The 26,628-nt window shown below is 61.9% G+C and carries 35 protein-coding genes; 31 read left to right on the top strand and 4 right to left on the bottom strand.

All coding sequences use genetic code 11. The annotated features are described in order from the left end of the window. The first annotated feature begins 498 nt into the window (after positions 1-498). Positions 499-810, top strand: coding sequence for a helix-turn-helix domain-containing protein (locus M2S36_RS16090; protein ID WP_333957459.1), 312 nt, complete (start codon positions 499-501; stop codon positions 808-810). Positions 811-835: 25 nt separating this feature from the next. Here M2S36_RS16090 and M2S36_RS16095 read toward each other — a convergent pair whose 3' ends face one another. After that, a complete protein-coding gene (locus M2S36_RS16095; RefSeq protein ID WP_333957460.1) occupies positions 836-1,231 on the bottom strand; it encodes a type II toxin-antitoxin system RelE/ParE family toxin in 396 nt (131 codons plus the stop codon). 351 nt (positions 1,232-1,582) lie between these two features. On the opposite strand from M2S36_RS16095, the gene M2S36_RS16100 reads away from it, so the two are divergent. The 26 genes from M2S36_RS16100 (at position 1,583) to recX (ending at position 21,411) form a co-directional block, all read left to right on the top strand. Further along, a complete protein-coding gene (locus M2S36_RS16100) occupies positions 1,583-1,801 on the top strand; it encodes a hypothetical protein (protein ID WP_333957461.1) in 219 nt (72 codons plus the stop codon). Positions 1,802-2,016: 215 nt separating this feature from the next. Next, on the top strand, positions 2,017-2,289 hold the full coding sequence (locus tag M2S36_RS16105) for a hypothetical protein (RefSeq protein WP_333957462.1): 273 nt from the start codon (positions 2,017-2,019) through the stop codon (positions 2,287-2,289). After that, entirely contained in the window at positions 2,289-2,543 is a 255-nt protein-coding gene (locus M2S36_RS16110; protein WP_333957463.1) for a hypothetical protein, read from the top strand. Before M2S36_RS16105 ends, M2S36_RS16110 begins: the two co-directional genes overlap by 1 nt. Then, positions 2,536-2,793 (top strand): hypothetical protein, encoded by a 258-nt coding sequence (locus M2S36_RS16115; RefSeq protein WP_333957464.1) that lies wholly within the window; start codon positions 2,536-2,538, stop codon positions 2,791-2,793. Before M2S36_RS16110 ends, M2S36_RS16115 begins: the two co-directional genes overlap by 8 nt. Positions 2,794-2,810: 17 nt before the next feature. Next, a complete protein-coding gene (locus M2S36_RS16120; protein ID WP_333957465.1) occupies positions 2,811-3,041 on the top strand; it encodes a hypothetical protein in 231 nt (76 codons plus the stop codon). 1,705 nt (positions 3,042-4,746) lie between these two features. Further along, positions 4,747-5,484, top strand: a complete 738-nt coding sequence (locus M2S36_RS16125) for a LexA family transcriptional regulator (RefSeq protein ID WP_333957466.1) — start codon at positions 4,747-4,749, stop codon at positions 5,482-5,484. 475 nt (positions 5,485-5,959) lie between these two features. Continuing rightward, positions 5,960-6,298 carry a phage holin family protein gene (locus tag M2S36_RS16130; RefSeq protein ID WP_207829419.1) on the top strand — a complete coding sequence of 113 codons (339 nt, stop codon included), beginning with the start codon at positions 5,960-5,962 and terminating at the stop codon, positions 6,296-6,298. A gap of 11 nt (positions 6,299-6,309) precedes the next feature. Then, complete coding sequence (locus tag M2S36_RS16135) at positions 6,310-6,807, top strand: hypothetical protein (RefSeq protein ID WP_207829418.1); 498 nt, start codon at positions 6,310-6,312, stop codon at positions 6,805-6,807. After that, positions 6,804-7,364 carry a phage baseplate assembly protein V gene (locus M2S36_RS16140; protein WP_207829417.1) on the top strand — a complete coding sequence of 187 codons (561 nt, stop codon included), beginning with the start codon at positions 6,804-6,806 and terminating at the stop codon, positions 7,362-7,364. Before M2S36_RS16135 ends, M2S36_RS16140 begins: the two co-directional genes overlap by 4 nt. 72 nt (positions 7,365-7,436) lie before the next feature. Next, complete coding sequence (locus tag M2S36_RS16145) at positions 7,437-7,763, top strand: GPW/gp25 family protein (protein ID WP_207829416.1); 327 nt, start codon at positions 7,437-7,439, stop codon at positions 7,761-7,763. Beyond that, entirely contained in the window at positions 7,760-8,641 is an 882-nt protein-coding gene (locus M2S36_RS16150; protein WP_207829414.1) for a baseplate assembly protein, read from the top strand. The genes M2S36_RS16145 and M2S36_RS16150 overlap by 4 nt, the downstream gene beginning before the upstream one ends. Before the next feature lies 1 nt (position 8,642). Further along, entirely contained in the window at positions 8,643-9,251 is a 609-nt protein-coding gene (locus M2S36_RS16155; RefSeq protein ID WP_207829412.1) for a phage tail protein I, read from the top strand. Beyond that, positions 9,244-11,385, top strand: a complete 2,142-nt coding sequence (locus M2S36_RS16160) for a phage tail-collar fiber domain-containing protein (RefSeq protein ID WP_333957467.1) — start codon at positions 9,244-9,246, stop codon at positions 11,383-11,385. Before M2S36_RS16155 ends, M2S36_RS16160 begins: the two co-directional genes overlap by 8 nt. Positions 11,386-11,388: 3 nt before the next feature. Continuing rightward, complete coding sequence (locus M2S36_RS16165; RefSeq protein ID WP_233687936.1) at positions 11,389-11,829, top strand: phage tail assembly chaperone; 441 nt, start codon at positions 11,389-11,391, stop codon at positions 11,827-11,829. Between the two features lie 95 nt (positions 11,830-11,924). Further along, positions 11,925-13,091, top strand: a complete 1,167-nt coding sequence (locus M2S36_RS16170) for a phage tail sheath subtilisin-like domain-containing protein (protein ID WP_207829406.1) — start codon at positions 11,925-11,927, stop codon at positions 13,089-13,091. A 13-nt stretch (positions 13,092-13,104) separates the two neighbouring features. Further along, positions 13,105-13,614: a phage major tail tube protein gene (locus M2S36_RS16175; RefSeq protein WP_027920000.1), complete on the top strand. Its 510-nt coding sequence runs from the start codon at positions 13,105-13,107 to the stop codon at positions 13,612-13,614. A gap of 10 nt (positions 13,615-13,624) precedes the next feature. Further along, entirely contained in the window at positions 13,625-13,927 is a 303-nt protein-coding gene (locus tag M2S36_RS16180) for a phage tail assembly protein (RefSeq protein WP_207829405.1), read from the top strand. A gap of 125 nt (positions 13,928-14,052) precedes the next feature. Further along, the gene (locus tag M2S36_RS16185) at positions 14,053-16,047 is read left to right on the top strand and encodes a hypothetical protein (protein WP_333957468.1); all 1,995 of its coding nucleotides are present in this window, start codon (positions 14,053-14,055) and stop codon (positions 16,045-16,047) included. A gap of 9 nt (positions 16,048-16,056) precedes the next feature. Beyond that, entirely contained in the window at positions 16,057-16,902 is an 846-nt protein-coding gene (locus M2S36_RS16190; protein ID WP_333957469.1) for a phage tail protein, read from the top strand. After that, positions 16,877-17,083 (top strand): tail protein X, encoded by a 207-nt coding sequence (locus M2S36_RS16195; RefSeq protein WP_233687932.1) that lies wholly within the window; start codon positions 16,877-16,879, stop codon positions 17,081-17,083. Before M2S36_RS16190 ends, M2S36_RS16195 begins: the two co-directional genes overlap by 26 nt. Before the next feature lie 4 nt (positions 17,084-17,087). Beyond that, entirely contained in the window at positions 17,088-18,122 is a 1,035-nt protein-coding gene (locus tag M2S36_RS16200; RefSeq protein WP_233693950.1) for a phage late control D family protein, read from the top strand. Between the two features lie 24 nt (positions 18,123-18,146). Continuing rightward, a complete protein-coding gene (locus tag M2S36_RS16205) occupies positions 18,147-18,695 on the top strand; it encodes a glycoside hydrolase family 19 protein (RefSeq protein ID WP_207829389.1) in 549 nt (182 codons plus the stop codon). Positions 18,696-18,724: 29 nt separating this feature from the next. Further along, positions 18,725-19,174 carry a lysis system i-spanin subunit Rz gene (locus M2S36_RS16210; protein WP_442969527.1) on the top strand — a complete coding sequence of 150 codons (450 nt, stop codon included), beginning with the start codon at positions 18,725-18,727 and terminating at the stop codon, positions 19,172-19,174. A 91-nt stretch (positions 19,175-19,265) separates the two neighbouring features. Then, the gene (locus tag M2S36_RS16215; RefSeq protein ID WP_233693951.1) at positions 19,266-19,748 is read left to right on the top strand and encodes a CinA family protein; all 483 of its coding nucleotides are present in this window, start codon (positions 19,266-19,268) and stop codon (positions 19,746-19,748) included. Positions 19,749-19,851: 103 nt separating this feature from the next. Further along, on the top strand, positions 19,852-20,919 hold the full coding sequence (recA, locus tag M2S36_RS16220) for a recombinase RecA (RefSeq protein WP_085626456.1): 1,068 nt from the start codon (positions 19,852-19,854) through the stop codon (positions 20,917-20,919). Positions 20,920-20,940: 21 nt separating this feature from the next. After that, positions 20,941-21,411 (top strand): recombination regulator RecX, encoded by a 471-nt coding sequence (gene recX, locus M2S36_RS16225; protein WP_046616639.1) that lies wholly within the window; start codon positions 20,941-20,943, stop codon positions 21,409-21,411. A gap of 162 nt (positions 21,412-21,573) precedes the next feature. Here recX and M2S36_RS16230 read toward each other — a convergent pair whose 3' ends face one another. Beyond that, positions 21,574-22,692 (bottom strand): LOG family protein, encoded by a 1,119-nt coding sequence (locus M2S36_RS16230; RefSeq protein WP_025337997.1) that lies wholly within the window; start codon positions 22,690-22,692, stop codon positions 21,574-21,576. A 162-nt stretch (positions 22,693-22,854) separates the two neighbouring features. On the opposite strand from M2S36_RS16230, the gene M2S36_RS16235 reads away from it, so the two are divergent. After that, positions 22,855-23,064: a hypothetical protein gene (locus M2S36_RS16235; RefSeq protein WP_207829376.1), complete on the top strand. Its 210-nt coding sequence runs from the start codon at positions 22,855-22,857 to the stop codon at positions 23,062-23,064. A gap of 5 nt (positions 23,065-23,069) precedes the next feature. Here the strand turns inward: M2S36_RS16235 and M2S36_RS16240 are convergent, their stop codons facing one another. Then, complete coding sequence (locus M2S36_RS16240) at positions 23,070-23,489, bottom strand: quorum-sensing-regulated virulence factor family protein (protein ID WP_333957470.1); 420 nt, start codon at positions 23,487-23,489, stop codon at positions 23,070-23,072. Positions 23,490-23,709: 220 nt separating this feature from the next. On the opposite strand from M2S36_RS16240, the gene M2S36_RS16245 reads away from it, so the two are divergent. The 3 genes from M2S36_RS16245 to M2S36_RS16255 all read left to right on the top strand — a co-directional run bounded on the left by M2S36_RS16245 (position 23,710) and on the right by M2S36_RS16255 (position 25,588). After that, positions 23,710-24,420: a tRNA-uridine aminocarboxypropyltransferase gene (locus tag M2S36_RS16245; protein ID WP_013971344.1), complete on the top strand. Its 711-nt coding sequence runs from the start codon at positions 23,710-23,712 to the stop codon at positions 24,418-24,420. A 78-nt stretch (positions 24,421-24,498) separates the two neighbouring features. Then, a complete protein-coding gene (erdR, locus tag M2S36_RS16250; protein ID WP_016715442.1) occupies positions 24,499-25,149 on the top strand; it encodes a response regulator transcription factor ErdR in 651 nt (216 codons plus the stop codon). Positions 25,150-25,222: 73 nt separating this feature from the next. After that, positions 25,223-25,588 carry a diacylglycerol kinase gene (locus tag M2S36_RS16255; RefSeq protein WP_015269218.1) on the top strand — a complete coding sequence of 122 codons (366 nt, stop codon included), beginning with the start codon at positions 25,223-25,225 and terminating at the stop codon, positions 25,586-25,588. Here M2S36_RS16255 and finR read toward each other — a convergent pair. Next, positions 25,585-26,511: a LysR family transcriptional regulator FinR gene (finR, locus tag M2S36_RS16260; protein WP_004375481.1), complete on the bottom strand. Its 927-nt coding sequence runs from the start codon at positions 26,509-26,511 to the stop codon at positions 25,585-25,587. The two genes, M2S36_RS16255 and finR, sit on opposite strands and share 4 nt — an antisense overlap. Positions 26,512-26,628 lie beyond the last annotated feature (117 nt).

Below are 26,628 nucleotides of genomic sequence, written 5' to 3' on the forward strand. Positions count from 1 at the left end.
CGCGCCTTGCCGACTATCAATCTGTCTCATATTAACGGTTGAGTGCTGAGCCTAGGCTTGCTGGCACATGAGGATCTTGACCACCGAGGGGCGAACTGGGTCGGCAGCCAGGCATGCTGTGCATGTGGCAGCCCTGAAGGCTTTAGCTGGCCCAGTTACGCGAGATGGCGGAACGATAGCATCGAGAGAACTGCGTATTTTGGCTGAAATGGACAGGTCTGCCCCCAAGATGACATCTCCCAGATGGGCGAGCGTTAGGACGTTTCTCGACCGAGCCACTACCTGTTGGAGGGCGCTGAGGTCCAAGCCGGACAGGTGGTAGAAAAGATCCGTAGAAACGCTTGCAAAGGTTACAAAAACTGATAATATCCAAATCGTAAATTAACAAAGCCGGACGCATCCCCTGAGGGATCAGCGGCTTTGATCGTTAGCGAAGCATTCAGCTTCCTACTTCTTTTCACGTCCGTAACCTCCACTTACCAAGGAGGACGTAAAGTGATGACTCAGAATCTATTCGAACTATTCACAACCGATCCAGTTGAATACAATATGAAACACCTGAAAACTCAGTTGTTCATGTCGTTAATCACATTGATCCGGCAAAAGGGGTGGTCACAAGCTGACGCGGCCAGGGAACTGCACGTTAGCGCGCCACGCATGAGCAACCTGTTCAAGGGTTACTTGGAAAAATTCTCAATCGACGCACTGTTGGAAATGCTCGTGCGCGTTGGGTACAAGCTGGAGACGGATTTTGATCCGGAGCAGCCCGAGCAGCCTTTGCGCATGACACTAAAAAAGGCGATGCTGTAACAGCCATCGCCTGAAAGTCACCTTGTTACTTTTGCTTCTTCACCTTTGCGTCCGCCTGGCGCAAGGTCTTCAAGCGTTCTTTCACCACGTTGGCGATTTGGCGATCGCTTCCGTTGGTGGTCTTCTCGGTCGCGTGCAGCACCACGATCTTGCCTTGTACTGTGGTGGTGTAGATCACGCGCCACGCCGGGCTGCCGTTGATGATCAGCTCGTACGTGCCGTGCCCCAGCGACTCGCCCAGGTGCTTCACATCGCACGTGGGGGGGAGGTGGTTCTGCAACAGCATCAAGCTGTTGATGAACCGGTCGCGGTGGCGTTCGGGAACCTTCTCCAGCTCTTTGTGAGCGCGCTGGGGGTGGAACTCGATTGTCAGCGGGGTTTTAGCGGCGGTATCGGGTGTAGCGTTCTGCGTTTTGGCCATTGGGCACCTCGTGTGGGGGTCGGAATTGCAATAGGGTTTTCATTTCTCATGCCTCATAGGCTGATTAATTAATTGCCTGGCTTACTTGCCGGGCGATTACCATAGGCACGCGAAAACGCGTACCTATGGCCATTGTTACAAAAACTGATAACAAGTGCAACTTAATTCTGTCGCTCTTGTCAGAAATAGGTTGATTTGTTTAAGAATTGTCCACTTGTCAACTTGATTAGTTGAGATAATTGGTGGGGTTTTGTGCGATTACTGCAGGTTGGCGGCAAGGGCTCCGTTACCGTAACGACAGTGGCCCGGGAAGTGACTACACTGGGCCGCCATTCAAGGAGATCCCACCTCATGAGTAAGGACACCACCGAATCCAGCCGTGACCCTCAGCAAAAGCACCTGGTGATTGATGGTCCGCTGCGTGGCAAGCACTTTGCCTACCCTGGCGACCACTTTTATGCCGGGCAGATCAACGTGACGTCGGAAACGCCGCCGGGCGAAGCGCGCGTGTGCTACCACTTGCGCAGCGGTGATGACGGAGACCTGGTGTGGAGCTGTGAAGCGCCGTAGTGCCGCCAGTGTCCATAACGGATTTTCCGTTAAATCGAGGCCCCCATACCGAACGGTGCGGGGGCCTTTTTTTGGCCCGCGTCGCCCAAAACAGCAGAAATGGGCGCCCAAAACCGCTAAAGTGATTTCGCCGCACCCCAGGGCTGCGCCGCGAATCACGCGGGCTGCAGATCCCGTTGACTTAACCCCTACGCCTGAGCAAGGAATCTCCTCCCATGCCCACCTACCTTTTTCACTACTGCTATGACCAGCCTGCACCCATTACGGGCGACTTTGTGGAGCACCTCAACAATCCCAAACCGCCGGTGCAGCTACATGCGCGCTGGGTGACGGCTTGGCCCTATGAGCTGGAATACAGCAGTGATGTGGCGGAAATAGAGAAATATTTGTTTGACTCATTCGCGAACGCTGGCAATCCGTGCAGAAATTTCCAACTGCTGAGCTGGCAGCGCTTGCACGACGGTGATCGTCCGGCCGAGGCCGTTTGATGAGCAGCGCCGCGCTGTCCTACCGTGGGCCGGCCGACCTGACCCTGACCTACGGCGCGGCGCCCGGGCTCGGCCGCAGCGCCGAGCGCCCGGGCGTCGACGTGGTGGTGAGCCGGCCCAGCGCCGACGCGCCGGTGTCGGTGCTGCCCGACGGCACCGTGCTGGCCGGCGCGGTGCAGGGCATTGCCGAGAGCGGCGACTATTTTGAGACTGCCGCTGTTTCGCAATCGACCCAGGGGAATCGTTATGCGTAACGCAATCGAGCTGCCGGGCGGGCTGGTGCTGCCGGCGGCCTATGAGGCGGCGCTGCTAAGGCGCCTGCAGGATATCGACCGGGCCAGCAGCGCGGCCAACTGCCTGATCGCCCAGGCGCGCGCCGAGGGCATGGTGGAGTGCCTGGAGACGTTGACCCATGGCATCCCGGCCGGTCACATCGAGCGCCTGTACCTGCTGGTCGAGGCCGCCACCACGGCGCGCCTGCAGGCGCTGGAGCGCGAGCAGTGATCGGCCAGGCGGTGGATGTGAACACACTGCGCGTGCTGGCCAGCACCCGCCAGGTGCGTGACGCGGTGGCCGGCCGCTGGGAAGAGGACCGCAGCCAGTGGACGTTGAGCATCCGCGTCGGCGGCCCCACGGCGCGGCTGATCCCGGTGCGCTCCAAGCGCGACCAAGTGAAGACCTGGGCGAAGCTGGATACCCTGGTGAAGTTTGCCGAAGAGGCCGGTCTCGACGGGCTGCGCGTCGAACTGTGAGCAGCCCGGCCCGCCAATCCGGCGCTTGCGCGGACTGGTGATTGGCACCGTGGTATTCTAGGTCCCGCTATCGCATTTTTTGCATTGGTTCCGACCGGCATCGGCGGCGCACCAAGCGGTATGCTGACGGCGCGCTGTAAAGTGACTTGACGACTGGCCAGCGCGCCGAGGGTGTCGCCGCCGTCAAGCTGTCGGACTCATAGACTGTTTGGCGCGCGGCCGGCGTCCCCGGCGCGCTGTAAAGCGGCTTGACGACTAGCCGGGCAGCGGTGCAGTAAGCGCAACAGAAGCTCGTCGGAACTGGCCTGAAATGGGGCCTCACGCCACAGAGAATCAGATGTTGTGCGTGCCGATGATCCTCGGTTGATTCCCCCGCTTTGGCGTGTGGTAATCTCAGGACCGAATCGCAGGTACAAAAAAACCGCCTTGGAGGGCGGTTTCTTTGGCCGGCGGGTTGGAGGCCACGCCGACGACGTACTGAAGTACTTGACGAATACGACTATAAACAGTGCGTCAAGGGTGCGCAATACGTCTGCCCGGGCGTACATGGTTATTCATATTTGAATAACGGCGCAATTGCATTATGGAAGTTTCGTCGCAGCGTATGGACCGTTAGACGCGTCAAATTAGCCGGTTTGCGTGAAACGCAGCGAAAGGCTTGATTTACCGGGGGTTAAGCCCGGGCAGCTCCCCGGGCTGTGCAACTAAGTGCCCGGGGAGCAAGTGTTAACCAAAGTTGTTTAATAAACTAAATACCGTTCGTCGGATAGTTGAAAAAAGTTTAAAAAATTTGCCGCAGCGCTCAGGCGCGCGTGGTTAAACTAGCATCGCAGGCGCTTGCGTCTGCACTGGGCCCTTGCAACCACGTCCGGAAGACGTGCCGGTAACGCAAGGTGGGTCCACCCGAACATTGGCGTACTGAAGTACTTGACACACTTTCAGTAGCCGCTTGCTCTGGCCGGTAGGAGCGAGTTGCGCCAAGGTTCCCTATACAGGAAACCTTTCCTATGGAATGGTTAAAAGCGATTGGCAGATTAGTCTGCAACTGCGCTTTAGGTCTCATCAAGGCGATGATAGTCAGGGAAGTCCTCCGACTGCTTGATCGCTGGAAAGACCCCGAAATGCATTAACATCTGCCCCGCCTTCTGGCGGGGTTTTTTTTTGCTTGGATTTAACTGCTCTAGCAGCTTTTGGCTCACGATATTCAGTTACCTGGAATCCTTGCCTCAGTCAGTGCGCTTGCGCGTAATGCCGATCCCGGGGTAGCAGTGTTGTGCCTCGCCTGTCCTCACACGGTGAGGAACAACTGCCTCGCAACGAAGTCCGTCGCATCGGCCAGGTGCTGCGCAAATTTGTCGCGGCCTGTCACAGAGTACGGTTAGACAGATGGGGCAAAAATGGGGCAAACCGGGCGCCATATAATGCCAAAACATGCCCATTAGGCCACAGATTCCCAAGTGCCTTAAAAGCGCTTAAGTCCCTATTTGTTGGGGGGTTGGCGCCTTCTGCTGGTCTTACTGCAGCACAATCGGGGTGTGTGCGGAAAGATCAGACATTCAGGGCCTTACAGCGGGTGATCTGGTTGGCGTTTGTGAAACCGGCAATGGTACAGGCTTTTTCGAGCTGATGCAGGCGCGGCGCTGCATGCATCATCACGGTGCGGTGTGCATTGCATTTCATGCCTTGTGCCTGCATTATGCATGCTATGCAAAAACGCAACGTAGCCACTGTCCTCAGAGCACTGCTCGATCGCCACGGCCTGTCCCCGACGGAGCTGTATCGACGCACGGGTGTTCCTCAATCCACCTTGTCGCGGATTCTCGGCGGCAAGATCGTCGACCCGTCCGACAAGCACGTGTCGAAGATCGCCGAGTACTTCGGCGTGAGCACCGAACAATTGCGTGGCCGCGCCGAGCTTGGCGAGTCTCGCGAAGCCGCGCTGCCGTCCCATGGTCATGCCGACCTCAGCGACATAAGCCTGTGGGACGATGAAACCCCCGTCGAGGATGACGAGGTGTCGGTACCTTTCCTTCGCGAGGTTGAATTGGCAGCGGGATCAGGAAGATTCGTCATCGAAGAGAGCGAGCGTGCGCGCCTGCGCTTCGGCAAGCGCAGCCTGCGCCACAACGGCGTGCAGTTCGACCAGGCCAAGTGCGTGACCGTGCGTGGCAACAGCATGCTGCCGGTGCTGCGGGATGGCGCGACGGTGGGGGTGAACACCGGCAAGTGTGCGATCGGCGACATCATCGATGGCGACCTCTACGCCATCAACCATAATGGTCAGCTGCGCGTGAAGCAGGTCTATCGGCTGCCTACCGGCATTCGCCTGCGCAGCTTCAACCGCGACGAGCATCCCGACGAGGACTACAGTTTCCAGCAGATGCAGGATGAGCAGATCAGCCTGCTCGGGCATGTGTTCTGGTGGGGCATGTACGCGCGCTGATGCCCTCGACCCAAGAAACCCGCTACGGCGGGTTTTTTTTCTCCTGCAGAAAATCCCTACAAGGCAGGCCGTGCATGGCCTACATGCATAACAGCAAAAAATAACGCATGGAAATTTGAAGAAATGCATTGACTGCATATGCACTGATGCATAGCCTGTGTCTCAAGCCGGACGGAAACCGGTTGTTACACAGGCAGCGATGGACAGGCCTCAACTGTCCAGAGGGTTGGCAACTGGCCCGGGTGTGCAGCGTAAAGCACCACGATCAGTTATCCGGCGGGCAGGCAGCCGCGGTCGGAGTCACCAATTTGTAGCGGAACCGCACGGCGTCACCAGGCGTGGCCGGCGGTTCGTCAACGCATTACTAAAGAGCCTGGCGAGCCGGGCTTTTTGGAATGCCGATCTTTTGCAACACAGCATACCCACCACCGATCTGTTGGCGCTTGCCAACAGGCATTACACAGGAGACAGGACAGTGACGAACGAGCAACAGGCGTTACTCGAAATGCCGCTCTGGCTGGTAATCGTCCTGGCATTGCTGGGCGGTTTGAGCGGCGAAATGTGGCGGGCCGACAAGGCAGGTGCCACCGGTTGGTCGCTGCTGCGACGGCTGGCGCTGCGCTCCGGGGCCTGCATGGTCTGCGGGGTATCGACAGTGATGCTGCTGTATGCCGGCGGCCTGTCGATCTGGGCGGCCAGTGCCTTCGGCTGCCTGACGGCGGTCGGCGGCGCCGATGTTGCCATGCGCTTGTATGAACGCTGGGCGATCCGGCGCCTGGGCTTGCGCGACAGCACACAGCCCGACGAGCGATAAGGAGAATATGCATGAGCGAACTGGCCATTTTGCATGGCGCAGTGACGGCAACCATTCGTGAGGCAATGCCGGAGCTGGCATCGGTAGATACCTATACCGCCGTAGGAAATGTTCCAGAGCGGCCCTCGCTGCGCCACGGCATCGTCCGCATGACGGCCGATGCGGCACCGCGGGATGGCCGCTCGGTGTTGATTGCCACCTTCGAGGCGGATATCACCGCCGACAGTGCCAATCCAGAGGCGCGGCTCCAGGGCAGCCTGCTGGCCGCGCAACTGATGGACCTGCTACGCCAGCAGCATTGGGCGCTGGAATTCGTCGAAGCCAGCCGCAACCTGCAGGCGCAGTTCCAGGGTAACGCCTGGACTGTGCGCTGGGACCAGCCGGTGCTGCTTGGCGAGCCGCGCTGGAACTGGCCGGATCAGCCGCCCGGTAGCCTGGTACTGGGTTTTGCACCCGATACCGGGCAGGGTAACGAAGCACACTATGTTGCGCCGGAGGACCTGGCATGAGCTACGTCACAGCAATGCATGACCGCATGCTGGCGTGCATGGTCATCCCCTGCCGGGTGGTTGCGCTGGACCTTGCCGCGGCCAGGGTCCGGGTGTCCGACGGTAGCGGCTGGACCAGCGCCTGGTTGCGCTGGCACGCCCAGGCGGCCGGCCAGGCCAGGCACTGGCGGGCGCCCAGTCTGGGTGAGCAGGGTGTGTTGCTCAGCCCCAGCGGCGAGCCGGCTCAGGGCACCTTCCTGCCTGGCCTGTATGGCAATGCCGGTGGCGCAGCGGACAACCGTGGGCATACCGAAGTGTGGCGCTTCGCCGATGGCGGTTCAATCAGCTACGACTGGCAGGCCAGCCACTATGACATCCAGCTGCCGGCTGGCAGCGCGACCATCAAGGTTGGCGCCGGCACGGTGCAGGTCAGCGACGGTGCGATCAGCCTGCAGGCCGCAACCATCAACCTCTCCGGCAATGTCACGATCGATGGCCCGCTGCAGGTCAGCGGTGATATCAACGGCGGTGGGCGGATCATCGATACCGCCGGCAACACGGCCAACCACAAACACTGAATCGAGCCCGCCCATGCGGGCTTTTTCATATCAGGAGAATGCCATGCATACCCATGAACAGGGAGGCTTACCATGATCGGCATGGACCGCCGCACCGGTCAGCCCTTGGCCGGCATCGATCACCTGCGCCAGTCCATCGAAGACATCCTCACTACACCGCTGGGCAGCCGGCGCATGCGACCGGAGTACGGCAGCCAGCTGCGGCGTTTCGTCGATTTGCCGGTCAACGAGGGCTGGAAAAGCGCCGTGCAGGCCGAGGTGGCCCGCGCACTGGGCCGCTGGGAGCCGCGCCTGCAGCTGCAGCGGGTCAAGGTAGTCGCGGTGATCGGTGGCCAGGTCAGCCTGGCGCTCATCGGCCGCTACCTGGGCGACGACGCGCTGGTGGAGGTGAGCGTATGAGCCAGGTCGACCTGTCGAAACTGCCAGCACCACAGCTATTGGAGGACCTTGACTACGAAGCGCTCTACCAGGCCGATCTGGACACTTTCCGCAGCTACCTCGGCGACGGCTGGACCGCCAATCTGGAAAGCGACCCGGTGACCAAGCTGCTCGAGGTCGGCGCCTACCGCAAACTGCTCAACCGGGCACGCATCAACGATGCCGCCAAGGCGCTGCTGCTGGCTTACGCCCAGGGCAATGACCTTGACCAGCTGGCGGCCAATGTCGGCCTGCAGCGCCTGGTGATCGAGGCCGAAGACCTAGCCAGCGTCCCGCCAGTCGAGGCGTTGCTGGAATCGGACGATGCCCTGCGCGAGCGGGTGCAACTGGTTTATGAAGGCCTGACCACGGCCGGCCCGCGCAACAGTTACATCCTGCATGCCCGCAACGCTTCGGGACAGGTGGCTGACGCCACCGCCGAAAGTCCGTCGCCGGCCGTGGTGGATGTCACCGTGCTGAGCCTGCAAGGCAACGGCGAGGCCAGTACCGAACTGCTGGCGCAGGTGGCGACCTACCTGGATGACGATGATATCCGCCCCGTTGCCGACCGGGTCACCGTACGCAGCGCCGAGGTGTTGCCCTACCGCATCGATGCCGTGCTGTATCTGGCCGACAACGGCCCGGAGTACGAAGCGATTCTCGCCGAATGCCAGCGCCGCCTGCAGGCCTGGATCAACCCGCGCAGGCGTTTGGGCGTGGAAGTGGCGCGCTCTGGCATCGATGCGCAACTGCACATCGATGGAGTCAGCCGGGTCGAGTTGAATGGCTGGGCCGACATTCGCCCGAGCAAGGCGCAGGCGGCCTGGTGCAGCGGCTTCACCTTGAAGCGGGGTAGCTGATATGCAGAGCCTGTTGCCGCTCAACCGCACCGCGCTGGAGCGGGCCATCGAAGTGGCTGCGGACGAGGACCTCAAGGTCAGCCTGCGCCAACTCTACAACCCGGATACCTGCCCGGCGCATCTTCTTTATCAGCTGGCCTGGGCCTGGTCGGTGGACCGTTGGGAGGACAGCTGGAGCGATGAGATCAAACGCTCGGTGATCCGCTCGGCGTTCTTCGTCCATGCCCACAAAGGCACCCTGGGTGCGCTCCGGCGGGTGGTGGAGCCCTTCGGCTACCTGATCGAGGTGCAGGAGTGGTGGCAGACAACGCCGCCTGCTCAGGCGGGCACGTTCGCCCTGAAGATCGGCGTTTCCGATACGGGCATCAGTGAAAGCACCTATCAGGAACTGTCTGCCCTGATCGACGACGCCCGGCCGGTCAGCCGCCACCTGACCGGCCTGGTGATCAGCCTCGAAAGCCGTGGCGCCCTTCATTTCGGCTGCGCGATCCAGGACGGCGACGAACTGGACATCTACCCGTTGGCGCCCCGTGACATCGAAGTCATCGGCGTGATGGGGCGCGGTGGCCGCGAACACACAATCGATACCTTGGACATTGCACATGGTTGACCAGACTTCTCAGTTCTACGCCATCCTCACCAACGTGGGCGCGGCGAAACAGGCCAATGCCGATGCCTTGGGCATTGCCTGGAAAATCACCCAGATGGGTGTCGGCGATGCCAAAGGCACCGATCCTACCCCCAATGCCACCCAGACCAGCCTGATCAACGAATGGCGCCGGGCGCCGTTGAACCAGCTGAAGGTGGATGACAAGAACAGCGCGATCATCATTGCCGAGCAGGTCATCCCGGCCGACGTTGGCGGCAAGTGGATTCGCGAAATTGCGCTTTACGATGCCGATGGTGACATGGTTGCCGTGGCCAATTGCGCGCCGACCTACAAGCCGCTGCTGAGCCAGGGGTCGGGACGTACCCAGGTGGTGCGGATGAACCTGGTGGTCAGCAGCGCCAGCAATGTGCAGTTGAAGATCGATCCGGCAGTGGTGCTGGCGACTCGGGAGTGGGTTACCGAGGAACTGGCCAGGCAGGACTTCAAGCATTCGGTGCTGGCGGCGACTACGGCGAACATTGCCTTGACCGGGTTGCAGACGGTTGATGGCGTGGCGCTGACTGCCGGGGCGCGGGTATTGGTGAAGAACCAGACTGCAGCCAAGGATAATGGCCTGTATCTGGTGGCCGGCGGCGCCTGGACCCGCTGTTCCGATGCGGATAGTAGCGCCAAGGTAACCCCTGGCATGCTGGTGCTGGTCGAGCGCGGCACGGTCAACGCGGAAAGCGCCTGGCAGCTGCTGACCGATGCGCCAATTACCCTGGGGGTGACTGCCCTGGCGTACGAAATGGCGTTCGGGCGCAGCGGCGTGGCCGCTGGCACATACCGCAGCGTCACGGTCGATGCCTATGGCCGGGTGACCGCTGCGACCAACCCGACGACGGTGGCGGGCTATGGCCTGACCGATGTCTACACCAAGACTCAGATCGACACGGCTCTGGCGCTCAAGGCGAACTTGGCCAGCCCAGCATTAACGGGGGTTCCGACGGCGCCGACAGCGGCGATCGGGACCAACACCGCCCAGCTGGCCAATACGGCATTTGTGCAAGCCGCCCTTGCTGCGGCCGGCCCGATGTTCAGCAACACCGATGAAGTTACCGACTGGGACAGCATTCTGGCGGCGGGCTGGTATCCGAAAATTCTGTCACGTGTCGTGCCGAACAGCCCAGGTACGGAAGTTTCTTACTGGTACTGCCTTACCCTGGCCTACGCCGGCGGCAGCATTACTCAGGTGGCCTACCCGTATGCGTCTGGGACATTGGTCAGCGGCACTAAAACCCGTAGCCTTTATCAGAATGTCTGGACGCCCTGGGTTACGACCTACACCAATGCGAACGTATCGGCGTCCATCAAGGGCCTGTTGGAGGCCGCCACGGCACCTGCCGCGTTGCTGGCCATCGGCGCTGCGCCTTTAGCAAGTCCGGTGTTCACTGGCGCTCCGGCGGCACCTACACCGGCTCAGTTCGACGTAACGACGAAGATTGCAACTACTGAGTTTGTCCAACGGGCAATCGGCGGCTTCCAGAATGGCTATGCCTACACCACGGCGGGCCAAACTATTCCCCCTTCGCGGGTCAACTGTCTTATCAACTTGAATACGGCAGCGTCTAACATCACGCTCCCGCTGCTTTCGAGTGTGCCAATTGGCTCATGCGTCTATATTCGAGCGAGTAACCTTGCCACGATCAAGGCTCAAGGGGCCGACGTAATCTATGTAAGTACCGCTAAAACTGCAGAATCTTCTGTAGACGTTGGAGGCAACAGTAACATCACCCTGATTTCTGCAGGCGGCATCTGGTTTATCGCGGGTAACGCTTCGCTAACTCAAGACACCGCGCTGTTTGGGTTCCTCAAGGGCAGCAATGGCTACATGAAGCATCCGAGCGGCATCGTTGTCCAGTGGTGCAATGGTCAAATTGCTGCGAACCAAAGTTCGGCCCGAATTACGTTGCCCGAGGCATTCAGCACCAGTCTGGTGGCCTATTCCTTGGGCACTGCCAACGCTGGGCATTGGGTAACCGGGCAGAACGCAAGTCCGAGTGGGATAGACATTATTCCCCGCACAGTCAGCGCGGGGAACATCATCATTCCAACGGGCATCGTTGGATACACCGCTATGTTTATTGGGTACTGAGTTATGGAAATTCAGGTTTTCGCTTGCAAGTCTACGCGGGGCTTTTACAGCAGCGCGGAAAATTCAAATATTCCGAGTGATGCCATCGAGATATCGGCGGAACTCAAAAGTGAACTGCTCAAGGGTGAGCGTTCTGGGCGGGTGATCGCCTGGGGCGATGACGGTGTTCCGTTCCTGATCGACCCGCCGCCGCCGAGCCCTGATGAGCTGGCAACGATTGAGCGCCGCTGGCGTGATGAGCGGTTGCTGGCTACCGATGGTATGGTGACCCGTCACCGTGACGAACACGATATCGGCGCGCTTACTACCCTGGACAGCGAGCAGTTTTCGAAGCTTCTTGAGTATCGGCAAAGCCTGCGCAATTGGCCCCAGGCTGAAGCGTTTCCCACCTTTACGCAGAGCCGCCCGTCGGCACCCGACTGGCTCGTCCAGTTTACCCAATAACGCCCCGCACCGCCGGGGCGTTTTCTTTTCTGGCAGCACCCTTCAGGCCCTGCACCCGCAGGGTCTTTTCATACCTGAACCCGGAGTAAACCTACATGAGTGGATTCTTCCACGGCGTCACCGTAACAAACGTCGACACCGGCGCTCGCAGCATCGCGCTGCCTTCCTCTTCGATCATCGGTCTGGTCGACACCTTCACCGAGGGCGCTGGCGCCACCGCCAAGGCCAACGATCTGGTACTGATCACCAGCGAGCGTGAAGCCGTTGCGGCCTTTGGCGAAAACGCCGCCATCACCAAGGCCTGCCGCGCCATCTACACCCGTGCCAAGGCGGTCATCGTCGCCTGCGGCGTGGCCAGGCTGGACGATGCAGCGGAGCAGACCGCCGCGATCATCGGCACGGTGCAAGCCGACGGCAAACGCACCGGCCTGCAGGCGCTGCTCGACGGCAAGAGCCGTTTCAACGCCCAGCCACGCCTGCTGGCTGCCCCGCGCCACAGCGCTACCCAGGCGGTGGGCACGGCACTGGTGGCCCTGGCCGACAAGCTGCGCGGCATCGCCATCATCGACGGCCCCAACACCACCGACCAGGCGGCCATCGACTACGCGAAGAACTTCGGCGCCAAACGCGCCTTCCTGGTCGACCCGGGCGTGCAGTACTGGGACAACGGCGAGGAAGCCACCGTCGATGCACCCGGTTCGGCCTGGGTCGCCGGCCTGTTCGCCTGGACCGATCGCGAATACGGTTTCTGGGCCTCGCCCTCGAACAAGGAATTCGTCGGCATCACCGGCACCACTCGCCCGGTGGAGTTTCTCGATGGCGATGACAGCTGCCGCGCCAACCTGCTGAACAACGCCAACATCGCCACCATCATCCGCGATGACGGCTTCCGCCTGTGGGGCAACCGCACCCTGTCGAGCGACCCGAAATGGGCGTTCGTCACCCGAGTACGGACCATGGACATCGTCATGGACGCGATCCTCTACGGCCACAAGTGGGCCGTCGACCGCGCCATCACCGCCACCTACGTCAAGGACGTCACCGAGGGCCTGCAGGCCTTCATGCGTGACCTGAAGAACCAGGGCGCGATCATCAATTTCGAGGTCTTCGCCGACCCGGAGCTGAACACCGCCAGCCAGCTCGAGCAGGGCAAGGTGTACTGGAACATTCGTTTCACCGACGTGCCGCCTGCCGAAAACCCCAATTTCCGTGTCGAAGTCACCAACCAGTGGCTGACCGAAGTCCTCGATTCCGCCGCTTAAGGAGCGCATTTACATGGCAATGATTCCCGAAACCCTGGCCAACCTGAACCTGTTCGTCGATGGCGTCAGCTTCCAGGGTGATGTACCTAGCCTGACCCTGCCCAAACTCACCCTGAAGATGGAGGAACACCGCCCCGGCGGCATGGACATGCCGGTCGAAATGGACCTGGGCATGGAAAAGCAGGAAGCGGCCTTCACCACCACCGGTGTGCGCCGCGAAGCGCTGAAGTTCTTCGGCCTGGCCGACGGCAGTGGCTTCAACGGTACGTTCCGCGGCGCCTTCAAGGGCCTCAAGGGCAAGATCAACCCGGTAGTGGTGACCCTGCGTGGCACGCTCAAGGAAATCGACATGGGTGACTGGAAGTCCGGTGACAAGGCCGAGATCAAGCACAGCGTCGGCCTGACCTACTACAAGCTCGAAGTCGATGGCCGCCTGATCTATGAAATCGACGCGTTGGGCATGAAGCGCGTGATCGATGGCGTCGACCAGTTGGCTGCCCAGCGTGCCGCGCTCGGCTTGTAAGGAGATGACCATGGCTCAAGTGAAGAAGCAGCCTCAATGGCTGACCCTGAGCGCCGATCGCGTCACCGTGCGCCTGTCGCGCCCCAGCGAAGCCAATGGTGTTCAGGTCGACAGCCTGTCGCTGCGGGCACCGACCGTGCGGGACATCCGCAACGCCCATGCCGGGGGTGTGGATGATGACGAGCAGCGCGAACTGAACCTGTTCGCGTCGCTGGCCGAGGTTGGCATCAAGGACCTCGAAGGCCTGGCCCTGAAGGACTATAGCCGTCTGCAAAGCGGTTATTTTCGCCTGGTGCAGGACGACGAACTTTGACCCGGGCCGGCAAAAGGCCGCCGCCCGGCGGCTGGCCAAGGAGCTGAATTTTTCTGCGAGCGAGATCATGACCATGTCGTACAGCGACATGGTCTGGTGGCTCGCCCCGTGACAAGGAGGAACCTATGGCGAACACAGAGGTGTTCTCGCTCGGGCTCGGCGTCACCGTCATGAACCCTGTGGGCCAGGCCATCGAAATGCTGCGCCGGGACGTCGAACGCCTGCGCCGGCAGGCTGACGGCACCCGGCTTGGCCGGCTCATCGGCGAAGTGATCCGGCTGGGGTTGGAGCTCGGCAAAGTACGTCAGGTCGAACGCCAGCTGGCGCTGGACCAGGCACAGCAAGAGGAAGGGCCCATCGCCGGGTTGGGCGATGAGGCCGATGCCGTTGAGCGTTTACGCCAGCATTACCTGATGCTGGACCAGGTGATTGCCGGGCTGGCGCAGCTCAAGCCGCTGCAGGGCCAGATGACGGTCAATGTCTTTCAGCAGTGGCACTCGGTCGTGCAGGGGCCAGTGGGACCCGGCAAGCTGCAAGCGCCTGCGCAGGCCCTCGCGCAGGCTCCCGGGCAGGCACCCGGCACGGATGCAGGTGACGACTCGGGCAACCTCGGCAAGGCCCTCGCGATGGCCGCCGGGGGGGGTGGGGTTGCTATCGCTGGCGTCATGCGCAAGCTGCCGCCGGAACGACAGCGTGCGATACGCGAGCGTGTTTCGAAGGAGTGGCGGGACAACCGTGTCGAAACCTTCGGCAAGCTGGCCAAGGTGCTAATCAGCGCTGAGGACGGCGAAGAAAGGGCACGCGGCGTCGGCGCTGCAGTCGGCGAAATCGGCGGTCGCGTGCTGGGCGCGATGGCACCTCTGCTGTTCAAAGGCAAAGGTAAAGCGATAGGCAGAACCTCGAGCACAGGTACAAGCAGAGGGAAACGTCAGAGCAGACGTGAAAGCCGGCGCAAGGCTCAAATCAAGGCGCAAAAAGAAGCTGCACGGAAGCAGAATGCTCAACAGGCGGCAGAGCAGAAGGAGGAAGAGACCGCGCAAGAGCAGTGGGCCAGGTTTGGCGGCCAGGTGGGCGAGGCTGCGGGTGATCAGGTCGGCGGTGCGCTGTTCAACTGGTTTGCGCAGGAGGATGAGCCCACGCCACACAGCAAAGGAACGCCTTTGGCGGCCGAGGCGCAAGCTGCTTCCGAGAGGGGGGCTTCGCTACCTTTGATCGCCACAGGCAGGCAGCTGCCATTGGCAGGAACGCTGTTCAAGCGCGCGCCACTGACGGCAGTGCTGGATACCTCGCTGCAGGTGGCCGATATCTACCAGGGCGACGCCACGCCCGAAGAGAAGCTGGAAGGCTATGGCGAGGCTTTAGGCGGGCTGGGTGGCAGCTTGGCCGGCTCTTCGGCCGGATGGCTCGGTGGCGCGGCAGCCGGTGCCATGATCGGTTCGGTGGTGCCCGGTTTAGGAACAGTGATCGGCGGCGCCATCGGCGGCCTGCTGGGGAGCCTGGGTGGTGGTTATCTGGGCGGCATGGGCGGTGAATTCGTCGGCGGCGCGTTAGGCAAGGCTGTGGCATCCGTGGCCGGCTCCGATGCGCCAGGGATGAGCAAGGGCGTTACCGGCTCCCCTGACCAGACAGCCCGATTGCAGAAAAATGTCAGCACTCCGGCAGCGTTGACTGCGACTTCGAGCGCGCAACGGGTCGGCAGCTTGGCCGGTTCATCGGTCGGTGGGCTCGGTGGTGCGGCAGCGGGCGCCATGATCGGTTCGGTGATACCGGGTATGGGAACAGTGATTGGGGGCGCGTCAGGCAAGTCCCTGGCATTCGTCTCCGGCTTCGATGCGACTGGGGCGAGCCAGGACGTTGCCGGTTTCCCCGACCAGGCAAGCCGATTGCAGAAAAGCGTCACGCCTGCACCGCCAGCTATTTCGACACCGCCATCACCGGCTGTGGCTACGCCCTCCATCAACCAGCAATTCACCTTCACCGCCAACATGCCGGTGACCTTCAACAACAGTTTCGATGACCCGACCACCCTGCAACAACTGGAAGCCATCGCCCGGCGCGTGCTCGACGACTTGATGCGTCAGGCGCGCGCGGTGCAGATGGTCGATCAACCACAGCCATGAGGAGAACCCATGACCTACCTGGAACAGCTGCAAGGTGGCCTGCATGCACTGGTCAAGGCGGGCGAGGCGGGGCGTCGGCGTGCCGACGCCATGCTCGAGCCGATGAACCAGGCGGTCGGCCACACCAGGGAGGCGGCCGCTGAGCTCGAAGCCCTGCCATGGATCGGCCCGGTGATCGGCGAGCGCCTGCAACGCACCCTGCGCGCCATGGACTCGGCCAGGCAGCGCGTCGACAAGGTGATCGCCAAGTACGACCAGACCCTCGATGTGGTGCGCAAGGTGCGCGATCGCGTTGGGGCCTTCACCGAACAGCTGGGCAAGGCCGGAGCGGCAGTGCGGCGGGTGATTGGTGATGTGCGTTCGGTCGCCAGCGGTGTACTGTCGACCTTTGGCCTCGCGCCTGACGCCACACCTGCGGCGCAAGCGATCACGCCGTTCCCGCACCTGCTGGTACTGCAGCCGCTGAAGGCCAACGCAGCGCCGTATTACTTCAACCTCGACACCGCAGCCTTCGATCAACTGCGCCGGCAAACGCGCTTTCGCTGGGCTGGGCAAGAACGTTTGAGCCGCGAGAATGCCCAGCAGGCGGTGGGTCTGGGGGAAGAGACCATCAACATCCGTGGCGCGATCTTCCCGGGCTTCAAGGGCGGACTGGGCCAGTTGCAGGCCCTGCGTGGCATCGGCCGCCAACTGCTGCCCCTGTCATTGACCACCGGCTATGGCGAAGTGCTTGGCACCTGGTGCCTGACCCGCATCGAGGAAGAGCAGGGCGCCTTGCTGGCTGGCGGCATTGCGCGCAAACAAGGTTTCTCACTGGAGTTCGTCAGTTATGGACAAGACTTGCAAAACGTCTGAGGGCGATCTGCTCGACACCCTCTGTCACCATTATTACGGGCATCTCGATGGCAGCGTCGAAGCGGTGTTGCAAGCCAACCAGGGGTTGGCCGATGAGTCTCAGCCATTTCGCAGCGGCGTGACGCTCCGCTTGCCGGCGCTGGCGCTGTCACCGGCCAACGCCATACACCTGTGGGGCTGATGCCATGCAGCCACAATTTCGCATCCACGCCGACGGCAAGGACATCACTGCGCTGATCAACGATCGCCTGTTGCTGCTGCGTTCCACTGACAGGCCGGGCATGGAATCGGATGACTTCGAGCTGCGCATCGATGCACGAGACGGCACTGTGGCCGTGCCGGCTCGTGGCGCCCTGATCGAGGTGCATCTGGGTTACGCCGGCCAGCCGTTGACCCGGCTGGGGCGTTACACCGTCGATGAAGTCGAGTTGCTCGGCCCACCCGACACCCTGGTGATCCGTGGCAAGGCCAGCGATCTGCGCGGCAGTGGCCGGACCATCCGCAACGGGAGCTGGGAGGCCGTACCCTTGCAGCGCATCGTCGCCGAAATCGGTGCACGCAATGGCTGGCAGGCAATCTGCCCGGTGTCCACGCTGGTGCCGCGGGTGGATCAGGTCAACGAATCGGACTTCAATTTCATCACCCGCCTGGCGCGCCAATTCGACAGCACCGCCAAGGTGGCAAATGGCCAATTGCTGGTGCTGCCGCGCCAGAGCGGGCAGAGCGCCAGTGGCAAATCCCTGGGCGTGGTCGGCATTGCCCGTGGCGAGGTCAGCCAATGGTACTTCCGCCTCGATGACAAGGCTGCGCGCAAGGCTGTGCGCACCCGTCATCTTGACGTAGCCAGTGGCGAGGTGCGGACTATCGAGCTGGTCAACGATGAGGCCGCTGAGGGGCAACGGCCGGTGCATACCGACCGTCACCTTTACCCCAACCGTGCTGCCGCCGAGCAGGCAGCCAGGGCTCGCTTGGCCAGTTTCAACCGCGATACCGCCCATGTGCGCCTGGACTTGCCTGGGCGCACCGACCTGTTCGCCGAGCGCAGCATCGACTTGCAAGGTTTTGTCGATGGCCTCGACGGGCAGTACCAGATCGACTCGGTGGAGCACGTGTTCACCAGCTCGGGCTGGCGCACCACCGTGCAAGGCAATGGCGGCAAGTCAGGCAAGGTAAAGACCAAGGGCGCAGCGCCCCACCGCCAGGCCGCCATCAAGGCTTGAGGGTGATGCAAAGGAGTGTCAGACATGCTCACTGAAGCGCAATTGCTACACATTTTGCCGAACGCCCGCCCTGTAGCGGGCGTTTTTCTTTCTGCACTGAACCTAAGCCTGCCACGTTGGGAAATTGACAACCCCAAGCGCGTGGCGGCGTTCATCGCCCAGGTCGGCCATGAGTCAGGCCAGTTCCGTCATGTGAAGGAGCTGGGCAATGACCGCTACCTGGCCCGCTATGACACCGGCAGCCTGGCCCTGCGCCTGGGTAATACACCCCAGGCTGATGGCGATGGCCAGCTGTATTGCGGGCGCGGTCTGATCCAGGTTACCGGGCGCAATAATTACCTGGCCTGCAGCCGCGCGTTGTTTGGCGATCAGCGCTTGCTGGCGCAACCGCAACTGCTCGAACAACCACGCTGGGCCTGTGAATCAGCGGCATGGTTCTGGCATTCGCGCGGGCTCAATGCCCTGGCTGACCGGGGCGAGTTCAATCGCATCACGCGCCATATCAATGGTGGGCTCAATGGGCTGGATGATCGCCTCAAGCTTTGGGCGCGGGCCCGCGAGGTGTTGTGTTGAGCCGGTGGCAACTGGGGCTGGGCGGGGGCTTGCTTCTGCTGTCCGCAGCGCTGGCCTGGCAGGTTCAGGGTTGGCGCTATGGCCAGCAGCTGGCGCAACAGGCGCAAGCCCAGGCGGACGCCGAGGCTTCCAGGCTGCTCGCCGAACGTGAGCGGCGTCAGATGCTCGAACGACGCCTGGAAGAAAGTGAAACCCGTCATTTCAAGGAACTTGCCGATGTTCAGCAGTCTCAGGCTCGCCTGCGTGATCGCCTTGCTACTGCCGATCTGCGCCTGTCGGTCCTGGTCGAACGCGACACCCTCCTCGACACAGTGTCTGCCGCCGCCAGCGCCGGCGGCGTGGATCATGCAACCGTACGTGCCGGACTTGAGCCGACGCATGCTCGACGAATTATCGCCATCACCGATGAGGGGGACCGGGGATTGATTGCGTTACGGGCCTGCCAGGCTTATGTGCGGGAGGTGCGTGGTGAGCTTTAGTGCCTGTCTCGACGCGTCTGGCGCCTGTAAGGCTTGCACTCGAAAGCCGCAAAAATGCTACGGTGTCCCACTCCCGTCAAGGAACCCCGACATGGACCCGATCACTGTCCTCGCCACCCGCCTCGGCGAACATTTGCGCCGCTTCAACGCGCAGGTCACCACTGCTGAGTCCTGCACCGGCGGAGGCATAGCCGAAGCCATCACCCGCGTGCCCGGTAGCTCTGCCTGGTTCGAGGCTGGCTATGTGACCTATTCCAATGCCCAGAAAACTCGCCAGCTGAGCGTGCCTGCGGCGCTGTTCGCCGAGGTTGGCGCAGTCAGCCAGGAAGTGGTCGAGGCCATGGTCCGTGGTGCCCAGGCAGCCAGCGGCGCGCGCTTTGCGGTGGCGGTGAGCGGGGTTGCCGGGCCGGACGGTGGTTCGCCGGCCAAACCGGTGGGTACCGTGTGGCTGGCCTGGGGTGACGGTAGCCGCGTGTTCAGCGAGCGGCGCCAGTTCGATGGCGACCGCGAAGCGGTACGCCGACAGACGGTGATCGCCGCGTTAGACGGCTTGTTACAGCTTGGTGCCGAGTAAATCGAAGACAGGGGTTTGCGCGGGCGCTTGCCTGTGGAATAATACTGGCTACTTATACAGGTATTCCGGCCGTCAGGGCCAAGTCGAACACGTGAGGATTTCAATGGACGACAACAAGAAGCGCGCCTTGGCTGCGGCCCTGGGTCAGATCGAACGCCAATTCGGCAAGGGCGCGGTCATGCGCATGGGCGACCACGAGCGCCAGGCTATCCCTGCCATCTCCACCGGCTCGCTGGGCCTGGACATTGCCCTGGGCATCGGCGGCCTGCCAAAAGGCCGTATCGTCGAGATCTACGGTCCGGAATCGTCGGGTAAGACCACGCTGACCCTGTCGGTCATCGCCGAAGCCCAGAAAAACGGCGCCACCTGCGCCTTCGTCGACGCCGAACACGCCCTCGACCCTGAATACGCCGGCAAGCTGGGCGTCAACGTCGACGACCTGCTGGTTTCGCAGCCGGACACCGGCGAACAGGCCCTGGAAATCACCGACATGCTGGTGCGTTCCAACGCTGTTGACGTGATCATCGTCGACTCCGTGGCTGCCCTGGTACCCAAGGCCGAGATCGAAGGCGAGATGGGTGACATGCACGTGGGCCTGCAGGCGCGCCTGATGTCCCAGGCGCTGCGCAAGATCACCGGTAACATCAAGAACGCCAACTGCCTGGTCATCTTCATCAACCAGATCCGTATGAAGATCGGCGTGATGTTCGGCAGCCCGGAAACCACCACCGGCGGTAACGCCCTGAAGTTCTACGCCTCGGTGCGTCTGGATATCCGCCGTACCGGCGCGGTCAAGGAAGGCGACGAGGTGGTCGGTAGCGAAACCCGCGTCAAGATCGTCAAGAACAAGGTCTCGCCGCCGTTCCGTCAGGCCGAGTTCCAGATCCTCTATGGCAAGGGCATCTACCGTAACGGCGAGATCATTGACCTGGGTGTTTCCCAGGGCCTGGTCGAGAAGTCCGGTGCCTGGTACGCCTACCAGGGCAACAAGATCGGTCAAGGCAAAGCAAACGCTGCCAAGTACCTGGCTGAGAACCCGGCTATTGGTGCCGAGATCGAGAAGCAGATTCGCGAGAAGCTGCTGACTGCTGGTGCTGTTGCGGCTGCTGGTAAGGCTGCTGCTGTCGAAGCTGATGCCGACGACATGGCCGATGCTGACGCCGGCTATTGATTGCTCGGTAGATAGCCGAACATGTCCGCCGTACTCGACACCCCCGTCGCCATCCGTCGGACAGCCATGGACCTGCTCGCGCGACGTGAGCACGGTCGCGTCGAGCTGACGCGCAAGTTGCGTCAGCGCGGCGCTTCGGACGAGCTGATCGAGCCTGAACTCGACCGGCTCGCCGAAGAAGGGCTGCTTAGCGAAGCCCGCTACCTGGAAAGTTTCATCCGGTACCGTTCCAGCTCCGGTTACGGCCCTGCGCGTATTCGCGAAGAGCTAGGCCAGCGCGGTTTGGCGCGTGCTGATATCGAGCAGGCGCTACGCGAGAGCGAGGTGGACTGGGGCGAGCGCATGCGTGACGTATGGCAGCGCAAATTTGCCGGGCAGCGCCCGCAAGATCCGCGCAGCCGTGCCCAGCAGACCCGGTTTCTGGCTTACCGGGGTTTCCCCATGGACATGATCGGCCGCCTGCTCAGTGGGCGTGATCTTGACGATTACTGAAGGCTGAGGCTGCGGTCTGGCACGGACCCTGTGGGAGCGGGTTTACCCGCGAACACCGGCGTAGCCGGTGCCATGCACCGCGTTGGATTCTTCGCGGCGGTTCGACGCCTCGATGAACCCGCTCCCACAGGGTGAATTGCGCCCCTGACGTTGGGCACGGAATCAACTGACCTTCAACGCCTCCCTGGCCCGCTGCGTGGTATGCATGGGCTGCGGCTTGGCCCAGTTCTCTGGCAGGTTGATGAAATCCACCAGCTCGCGCAGCCTGCCCTGATCCCGGCCATTGAAGGCAAATGACAAACGGGTCAGGTGACTGAAATTGCCCACTTCGTGCTCGGCACTGCTATCAGGTTGCTGGTGATATTTGCCACTCAGGCGCAAGTCGGCAAAGCCTTCCTGGATGTCATACAGCGCCGCCTCGCTGAGCGGGTGGTGCATGCGGATCACGAACTGGCTCTTCAGCCAGCGGCTGGAGTGGTAGTTGCTGTAGAACTGGTTGATTTCCTCCACTGCCTCGTCAGCGCTGTGCACCAGGCGCAGCAATTTCAGGTCGCTGGGCAGGATGTAGCGGTTTTCCTCCAGCTGGCGGCTGATGAAGTCCAGGCAGTCGCGCCAGAAGCTGCCGCCCGGCGAATCCAGCAGCACCACCGGCACCAGCGGGCTCTTGCCGGTCTGGATCAGGGTCAGCACCTCCAGCGCTTCATCCAGGGTGCCGAAACCGCCTGGGCACAGTACCAGGGCATCGGCTTCCTTGACGAAGAACAGCTTGCGGATGAAGAAGAAGTGGAACGGCAGCAGCTTGTCGGTGCCGTCCACCGTGGGGTTGGCGTGTTGTTCGAAGGGCAGGGTGATGTTGAAACCCAGGCTGTGGTCGCTGCCGGCGCCTTCATGGGCTGCAGCCATGATACCGCCGCCGGCACCGGTGATGACCATCAGGTCGGAGCGCGCCAGGGTTGCGCCCAGTTCGCGGGCCAGGGCGTACATCGGGTGTTCCAGCGGGGTGCGCGCCGAGCCGAACACGGTCACCTTGCGCCGGCCCTTGTAGCGTTCCAGGGTGCGGAACGAATGGTCCAGTTCGCGCAGGGCCTGCAGGGTGATCTTGGCGCTCCAGCGGTCGGTGTCGTCATGGGCCATGCGCAGGATGGTCAGCATCATGTCGCGGTACAGCGGCAGGTTGGGGCTGTTCGGTGCTACCAGTTGCAGTTGTGCGTCGATGTTGCTCAGGTCGATGTTGTTGTCGCGGAAGTGGCTGAACAGCAGTTCACTCGATTGGTAAGGCATGCAACGTCTCCTTCTGCACCAATACCTCTGACCTCAATCTAGACCCTTGGGCCCAATCGTGCCGGGGGTGTTCGGCACAGCCGCCCGTCGGCATGCAACCACGGGTGATGCGGGTTTGGTTAACTGGGTAAAGCGAAACGTGTCGATGCAGGAGGTGGCGGTATGCATCGCTTGATCATCGAAGTGGACCGGCAGCTTTACCAGCAGCTGGAGAATGCGGCGCAGGTGCATCACCTGAGCCTGGAGGCCGAGTGCCGGCGCAGGCTGTCTGGGCATGAATGCCAGTCGCGCTACTTGCAGGCGCTGCTGGCAGAGATCCGCGCCGACGCCGCTGAAGGGCGCTGGCGCGCCCGTGAAGACGAGAAGGTGTAGCTTGGTTACTTCTTCTTGTTGCCGGCCAGGCAGCTGGCATTGTCGAACGCCTGGTCCATGATCGGCTGGTTGGTCTTGTAGACCGTGAAGCGGTAGACCATGACCGCGCCTTTGGACATCAGGTTGCGGAACCCGCTGTTGCGGCAGACGCTGTCACCCAGCTGGCTGCGTACCTGTTCGGGGTTGGCCTGCATGCGCACGGCATGGTCCTGGCGCACGCTGAGATGGTTGACCAGTGCCTTGCCTTCCACCGTATAACCCTGGTCGAGGATATCCTCGTTGATGGCTCGCGGGGTGCCGACGCTGCTCTCTTTGGCAACCTTCTGCAGCATGTTGTTCAGGTCGTATTCCTGCTTGGAAGCCGCCTGGGCTGCCAAGGGAAGGGCAAGCAACAGGCTCAGGGCGGGGACGATACGGCGCAGCATGAATCTCTCCTGGTTCGATGACTGGCGCTTTGACATGCGCCGGTCGACGGCGTTCCCTGAAAATCGCGCAGGCGCGAGGCTGGGGTACGGTAAAAACAGCGATTATAGGGTCCGCGCCGCCACCTGCACAGCAATTGTCCCCCGTTCTGGTAGACTGGCAACCTTGTTTTCTCTGAGTCATCCTTGTGTCCATTCCCAACCTTTCCAGAGGCCTGCCGGCATGAGCCATGCGGTAGCGCGCCTGCGCGCCGAACGCCTGGCCCGCAGCAACAAGCCCTTCATCGCCCGTGGTTCGCGTGCCGAACGCTGCCCCGATTGCCGGGTCATCGCCACGCATTGCCTGTGCGCCTGGAAGCCCCGGGTGCAGGCCGAGTCCGGTGTGTGCCTGCTGATGCATGACACCGAGCCGCTGAAGCCTACCAATACCGGCTGGTTGATCGCTGACCTGATCGAGGACACTTCGGCCTTCGGCTGGCTGCGCACGTCGGTCGACGAACGCTTGCTGGCCTTGCTGGACGACCCACGTTGGCAGCCCTACATCGTCTTCCCCGGCGAATTCGTCGCCCAGGAGCGGGTGGTCAGCGAGGTGGTGCGTGAACCGGGCAAGCGCCCGCTGTTCATCCTGCTGGATGCCACCTGGACCGAAGCGCGCAAGATGTTCCGCAAAAGCCCGTACCTCGACCGCTTCCCGGTGTTGAGCCTGCAGGCCGAGCAGATGTCCCGCTATCGCCTGCGCCGCTCCAAGCGCGATGATCACTTCTGCACCGCGGAAGTTGCGGCCATGTGCCTGGACCTGGCCGGTGATACCCAGGCCTCGCAGGCGCTGGACGCCTACCTGGATGTGTTCAGCCTTCATTACCTGAGCGGCAAGCGACGCCTGCCGCTGGACGAGCAGGACGACACCCACCAGCGTTTGCATACCTTCCTATAGTCCAAGGGGCACAACCCCTGCTTTGGTTCATAATGACCCTTACCCGAGTGCCCGACACAGAACAGGATCCCCAGATCGATGGCCACTTACGAAATCCTGATTGCCGATGACCACCCGCTGTTCCGTGGCGCCTTGCGCCAGGCCGTTACCCTCGGCCTGGGCCCGGATGTACGCCTGGTTGAAGTCGCCAGCATTGCCGAACTGGAAACCCGCCTGAGCGAAAAAGCCGACTGGGACCTGGTGTTGCTGGACTTGAACATGCCGGGTGCCTACGGTTTTTCCGGGCTGGTGCTGCTGCGCGGGCAATACCCGCAGATACCCGTGGTGATGGTATCGGCGCAGGAAGAGGCGGCAGTAGTGGTCAAGTCCCGCGAGTTCGGCGCCAGTGGCTTCATTCCCAAGTCCAGCACCCTGGAAGTGATCCAGGATGCGGTGCGCAAGGTGCTCGACGGCGAGGTCTGGTGGCCGCCGCAGGCGTTCGAAAAGGTCGATGTCTCGGCCGAGGCCAAGGCCGCCAGCGAAGGCCTGGCCAGCCTCACGCCGCAGCAGTTCCGCGTGCTGACCATGGTCTGCGAAGGCTTGCTGAACAAGCAGATCGCCTATGAGCTGAACGTGTCGGAAGCGACCATCAAGGCCCATGTGACCGCGATCTTCCGCAAGCTGGGTGTACGTACCCGCACCCAGGCCGCGTTGCTGCTGCAACAACTTGAATCGGTTGCCAGTAACTGAATGCGCGTGGCTTCACGCTTTTTTGACCCGTGCCGGTCTAGTCTGCTGGCCTTTCTGTTGTGAAGTGACTCACATGACATCGCCATTCAAGGGCCAGACCGGTCTCAAACGTATTCTCAACGCCGCCGGCTATTCGCTGGACGGCCTGCGCGCCGCCTTCAAGGGCGAGGCCGCGTTCCGCCAGCTGGTGCTGCTCAACGTGCTGCTGGTGCCGATAGCCTTCTGGCTGCCGGTCAGCCGTGCGGAGCGGGCGATCATGATCGCCGTATGCCTGTTGGGCTTGATCGTCGAGCTGTTCAACTCGGCGGTGGAGGCAGCCATCGACCGCATTTCGCTGGAGCGCCACCCTCTGTCGAAAAACGCCAAGGACATGGGCAGCGCCGCGCAACTGGTGGCACTGACCATGGTGGCGCTGGTGTGGGGTGTGATCCTGCTTTAAGCGATTGGTGGCAACACGATCTCGTCACTGCGGGTGAAGCCCGCAGTGAAGTTGCGGCACAGTTCGAGAAATTCGCGCATGGCCGAGGTCTGGTACTTCTGTTTGTGCCAGATGAAGTAGAACTGGCGCATCAGGTCCAGCTCCGGGGTTTCCACTGCTACCAGGCTGCCGCGGCGGAAGGCGTCGCGCAGGGCCAGGCGCGAGATGCAGCCGATGCCCAGGCCCGACTCCACCGCGCGCTTGATTGCTTCGGTGTGTTCCAGCTCCAGGCGGATGTTGAGGTTGGTGCGGTGGTGGCGCATGGCCTGGTCGAAGGTCAGGCGCGTGCCTGAGCCTTGTTCGCGCAGGATCCATGCTTCCTGGGACAAGGTCTGTACATCGGCGCGGCCCAGCTTGGCCAGCGGGTGCTGCGGCGCGCAGAACACCACCAGTTCGTCCTCGACCCAGGGCTGCACTTCCAGGTCCGGGTGGTTGCAATCGCCTTCGATCAGACCCAGATCAATTTCGTAGTGCGCGACCTGTTGCACGATGTGCGCAGTGTTCTGCACATGTAGCTTCACCTGGCTTTCCGGGTGCACCTGCATGAAACTGCCGATAAGCAGGGTGGCCAGGTAGTTGCCGATGGTCAGCGTGGCACCGACTGCCAGCGAGCCGAAACCGGACTTGCCGTTGAGCAGGTCTTCGATTTCCTTGGCCTGGTCGAGCAGGGCCACGGCTTGGGGCAGCAGTTGCTGGCCCAGGGCATTGAGGCTCAGGCGCTTGCCGGCGCGGTCGAACAGCTGGCAGCTGGACTGGCGCTCAAGCTCGGTGATCGAGGTGCTGGCGGCCGACTGCGACAAGGCCAGCACACTGGCGGCGCGGGAAACGCTCTGGTGCTGGGCCACGGCAACGAAGACTTGCAGCTGACGAAGTGTAAATCGCATATCGATATAACCGATAACACATATCTTGATAATCCAGTTAACAGATATTGTCGCTGCCCCTAAACTATCGCGCAACTGCGCGTCTTGCGCGCGCCGCGTCTTTCTTCAGGAGCCCCA

It is taken from the genome of Pseudomonas sp. SF2 (assembly GCF_036858055.1).
In the GTDB taxonomy this organism is placed as follows: domain Bacteria; phylum Pseudomonadota; class Gammaproteobacteria; order Pseudomonadales; family Pseudomonadaceae; genus Aquipseudomonas.

Coding starts and splice junctions, on each gene's coding strand:
- M2S36_RS16090 (WP_333957459.1), top strand. CDS start 499: ATGACTCAGAATCTATTCGAACTATTCACAACCGATCCAGTTGAATAC.
- M2S36_RS16095 (WP_333957460.1), bottom strand. CDS start 1,231: ATGGCCAAAACGCAGAACGCTACACCCGATACCGCCGCTAAAACCCCG.
- M2S36_RS16100 (WP_333957461.1), top strand. CDS start 1,583: ATGAGTAAGGACACCACCGAATCCAGCCGTGACCCTCAGCAAAAGCAC.
- M2S36_RS16105 (WP_333957462.1), top strand. CDS start 2,017: ATGCCCACCTACCTTTTTCACTACTGCTATGACCAGCCTGCACCCATT.
- M2S36_RS16110 (WP_333957463.1), top strand. CDS start 2,289: ATGAGCAGCGCCGCGCTGTCCTACCGTGGGCCGGCCGACCTGACCCTG.
- M2S36_RS16115 (WP_333957464.1), top strand. CDS start 2,536: ATGCGTAACGCAATCGAGCTGCCGGGCGGGCTGGTGCTGCCGGCGGCC.
- M2S36_RS16125 (WP_333957466.1), top strand. CDS start 4,747: ATGCAAAAACGCAACGTAGCCACTGTCCTCAGAGCACTGCTCGATCGC.
- M2S36_RS16135 (WP_207829418.1), top strand. CDS start 6,310: ATGAGCGAACTGGCCATTTTGCATGGCGCAGTGACGGCAACCATTCGT.
- M2S36_RS16140 (WP_207829417.1), top strand. CDS start 6,804: ATGAGCTACGTCACAGCAATGCATGACCGCATGCTGGCGTGCATGGTC.
- M2S36_RS16145 (WP_207829416.1), top strand. CDS start 7,437: ATGATCGGCATGGACCGCCGCACCGGTCAGCCCTTGGCCGGCATCGAT.
- M2S36_RS16150 (WP_207829414.1), top strand. CDS start 7,760: ATGAGCCAGGTCGACCTGTCGAAACTGCCAGCACCACAGCTATTGGAG.
- M2S36_RS16155 (WP_207829412.1), top strand. CDS start 8,643: ATGCAGAGCCTGTTGCCGCTCAACCGCACCGCGCTGGAGCGGGCCATC.
- M2S36_RS16160 (WP_333957467.1), top strand. CDS start 9,244: ATGGTTGACCAGACTTCTCAGTTCTACGCCATCCTCACCAACGTGGGC.
- M2S36_RS16165 (WP_233687936.1), top strand. CDS start 11,389: ATGGAAATTCAGGTTTTCGCTTGCAAGTCTACGCGGGGCTTTTACAGC.
- M2S36_RS16170 (WP_207829406.1), top strand. CDS start 11,925: ATGAGTGGATTCTTCCACGGCGTCACCGTAACAAACGTCGACACCGGC.
- M2S36_RS16175 (WP_027920000.1), top strand. CDS start 13,105: ATGGCAATGATTCCCGAAACCCTGGCCAACCTGAACCTGTTCGTCGAT.
- M2S36_RS16180 (WP_207829405.1), top strand. CDS start 13,625: ATGGCTCAAGTGAAGAAGCAGCCTCAATGGCTGACCCTGAGCGCCGAT.
- M2S36_RS16185 (WP_333957468.1), top strand. CDS start 14,053: ATGGCGAACACAGAGGTGTTCTCGCTCGGGCTCGGCGTCACCGTCATG.
- M2S36_RS16190 (WP_333957469.1), top strand. CDS start 16,057: ATGACCTACCTGGAACAGCTGCAAGGTGGCCTGCATGCACTGGTCAAG.
- M2S36_RS16195 (WP_233687932.1), top strand. CDS start 16,877: ATGGACAAGACTTGCAAAACGTCTGAGGGCGATCTGCTCGACACCCTC.
- M2S36_RS16200 (WP_233693950.1), top strand. CDS start 17,088: ATGCAGCCACAATTTCGCATCCACGCCGACGGCAAGGACATCACTGCG.
- M2S36_RS16205 (WP_207829389.1), top strand. CDS start 18,147: ATGCTCACTGAAGCGCAATTGCTACACATTTTGCCGAACGCCCGCCCT.
- M2S36_RS16215 (WP_233693951.1), top strand. CDS start 19,266: ATGGACCCGATCACTGTCCTCGCCACCCGCCTCGGCGAACATTTGCGC.
- recA (WP_085626456.1), top strand. CDS start 19,852: ATGGACGACAACAAGAAGCGCGCCTTGGCTGCGGCCCTGGGTCAGATC.
- recX (WP_046616639.1), top strand. CDS start 20,941: ATGTCCGCCGTACTCGACACCCCCGTCGCCATCCGTCGGACAGCCATG.
- M2S36_RS16230 (WP_025337997.1), bottom strand. CDS start 22,692: ATGCCTTACCAATCGAGTGAACTGCTGTTCAGCCACTTCCGCGACAAC.
- M2S36_RS16235 (WP_207829376.1), top strand. CDS start 22,855: ATGCATCGCTTGATCATCGAAGTGGACCGGCAGCTTTACCAGCAGCTG.
- M2S36_RS16240 (WP_333957470.1), bottom strand. CDS start 23,489: ATGCTGCGCCGTATCGTCCCCGCCCTGAGCCTGTTGCTTGCCCTTCCC.
- M2S36_RS16245 (WP_013971344.1), top strand. CDS start 23,710: ATGAGCCATGCGGTAGCGCGCCTGCGCGCCGAACGCCTGGCCCGCAGC.
- erdR (WP_016715442.1), top strand. CDS start 24,499: ATGGCCACTTACGAAATCCTGATTGCCGATGACCACCCGCTGTTCCGT.
- M2S36_RS16255 (WP_015269218.1), top strand. CDS start 25,223: ATGACATCGCCATTCAAGGGCCAGACCGGTCTCAAACGTATTCTCAAC.
- finR (WP_004375481.1), bottom strand. CDS start 26,511: ATGCGATTTACACTTCGTCAGCTGCAAGTCTTCGTTGCCGTGGCCCAG.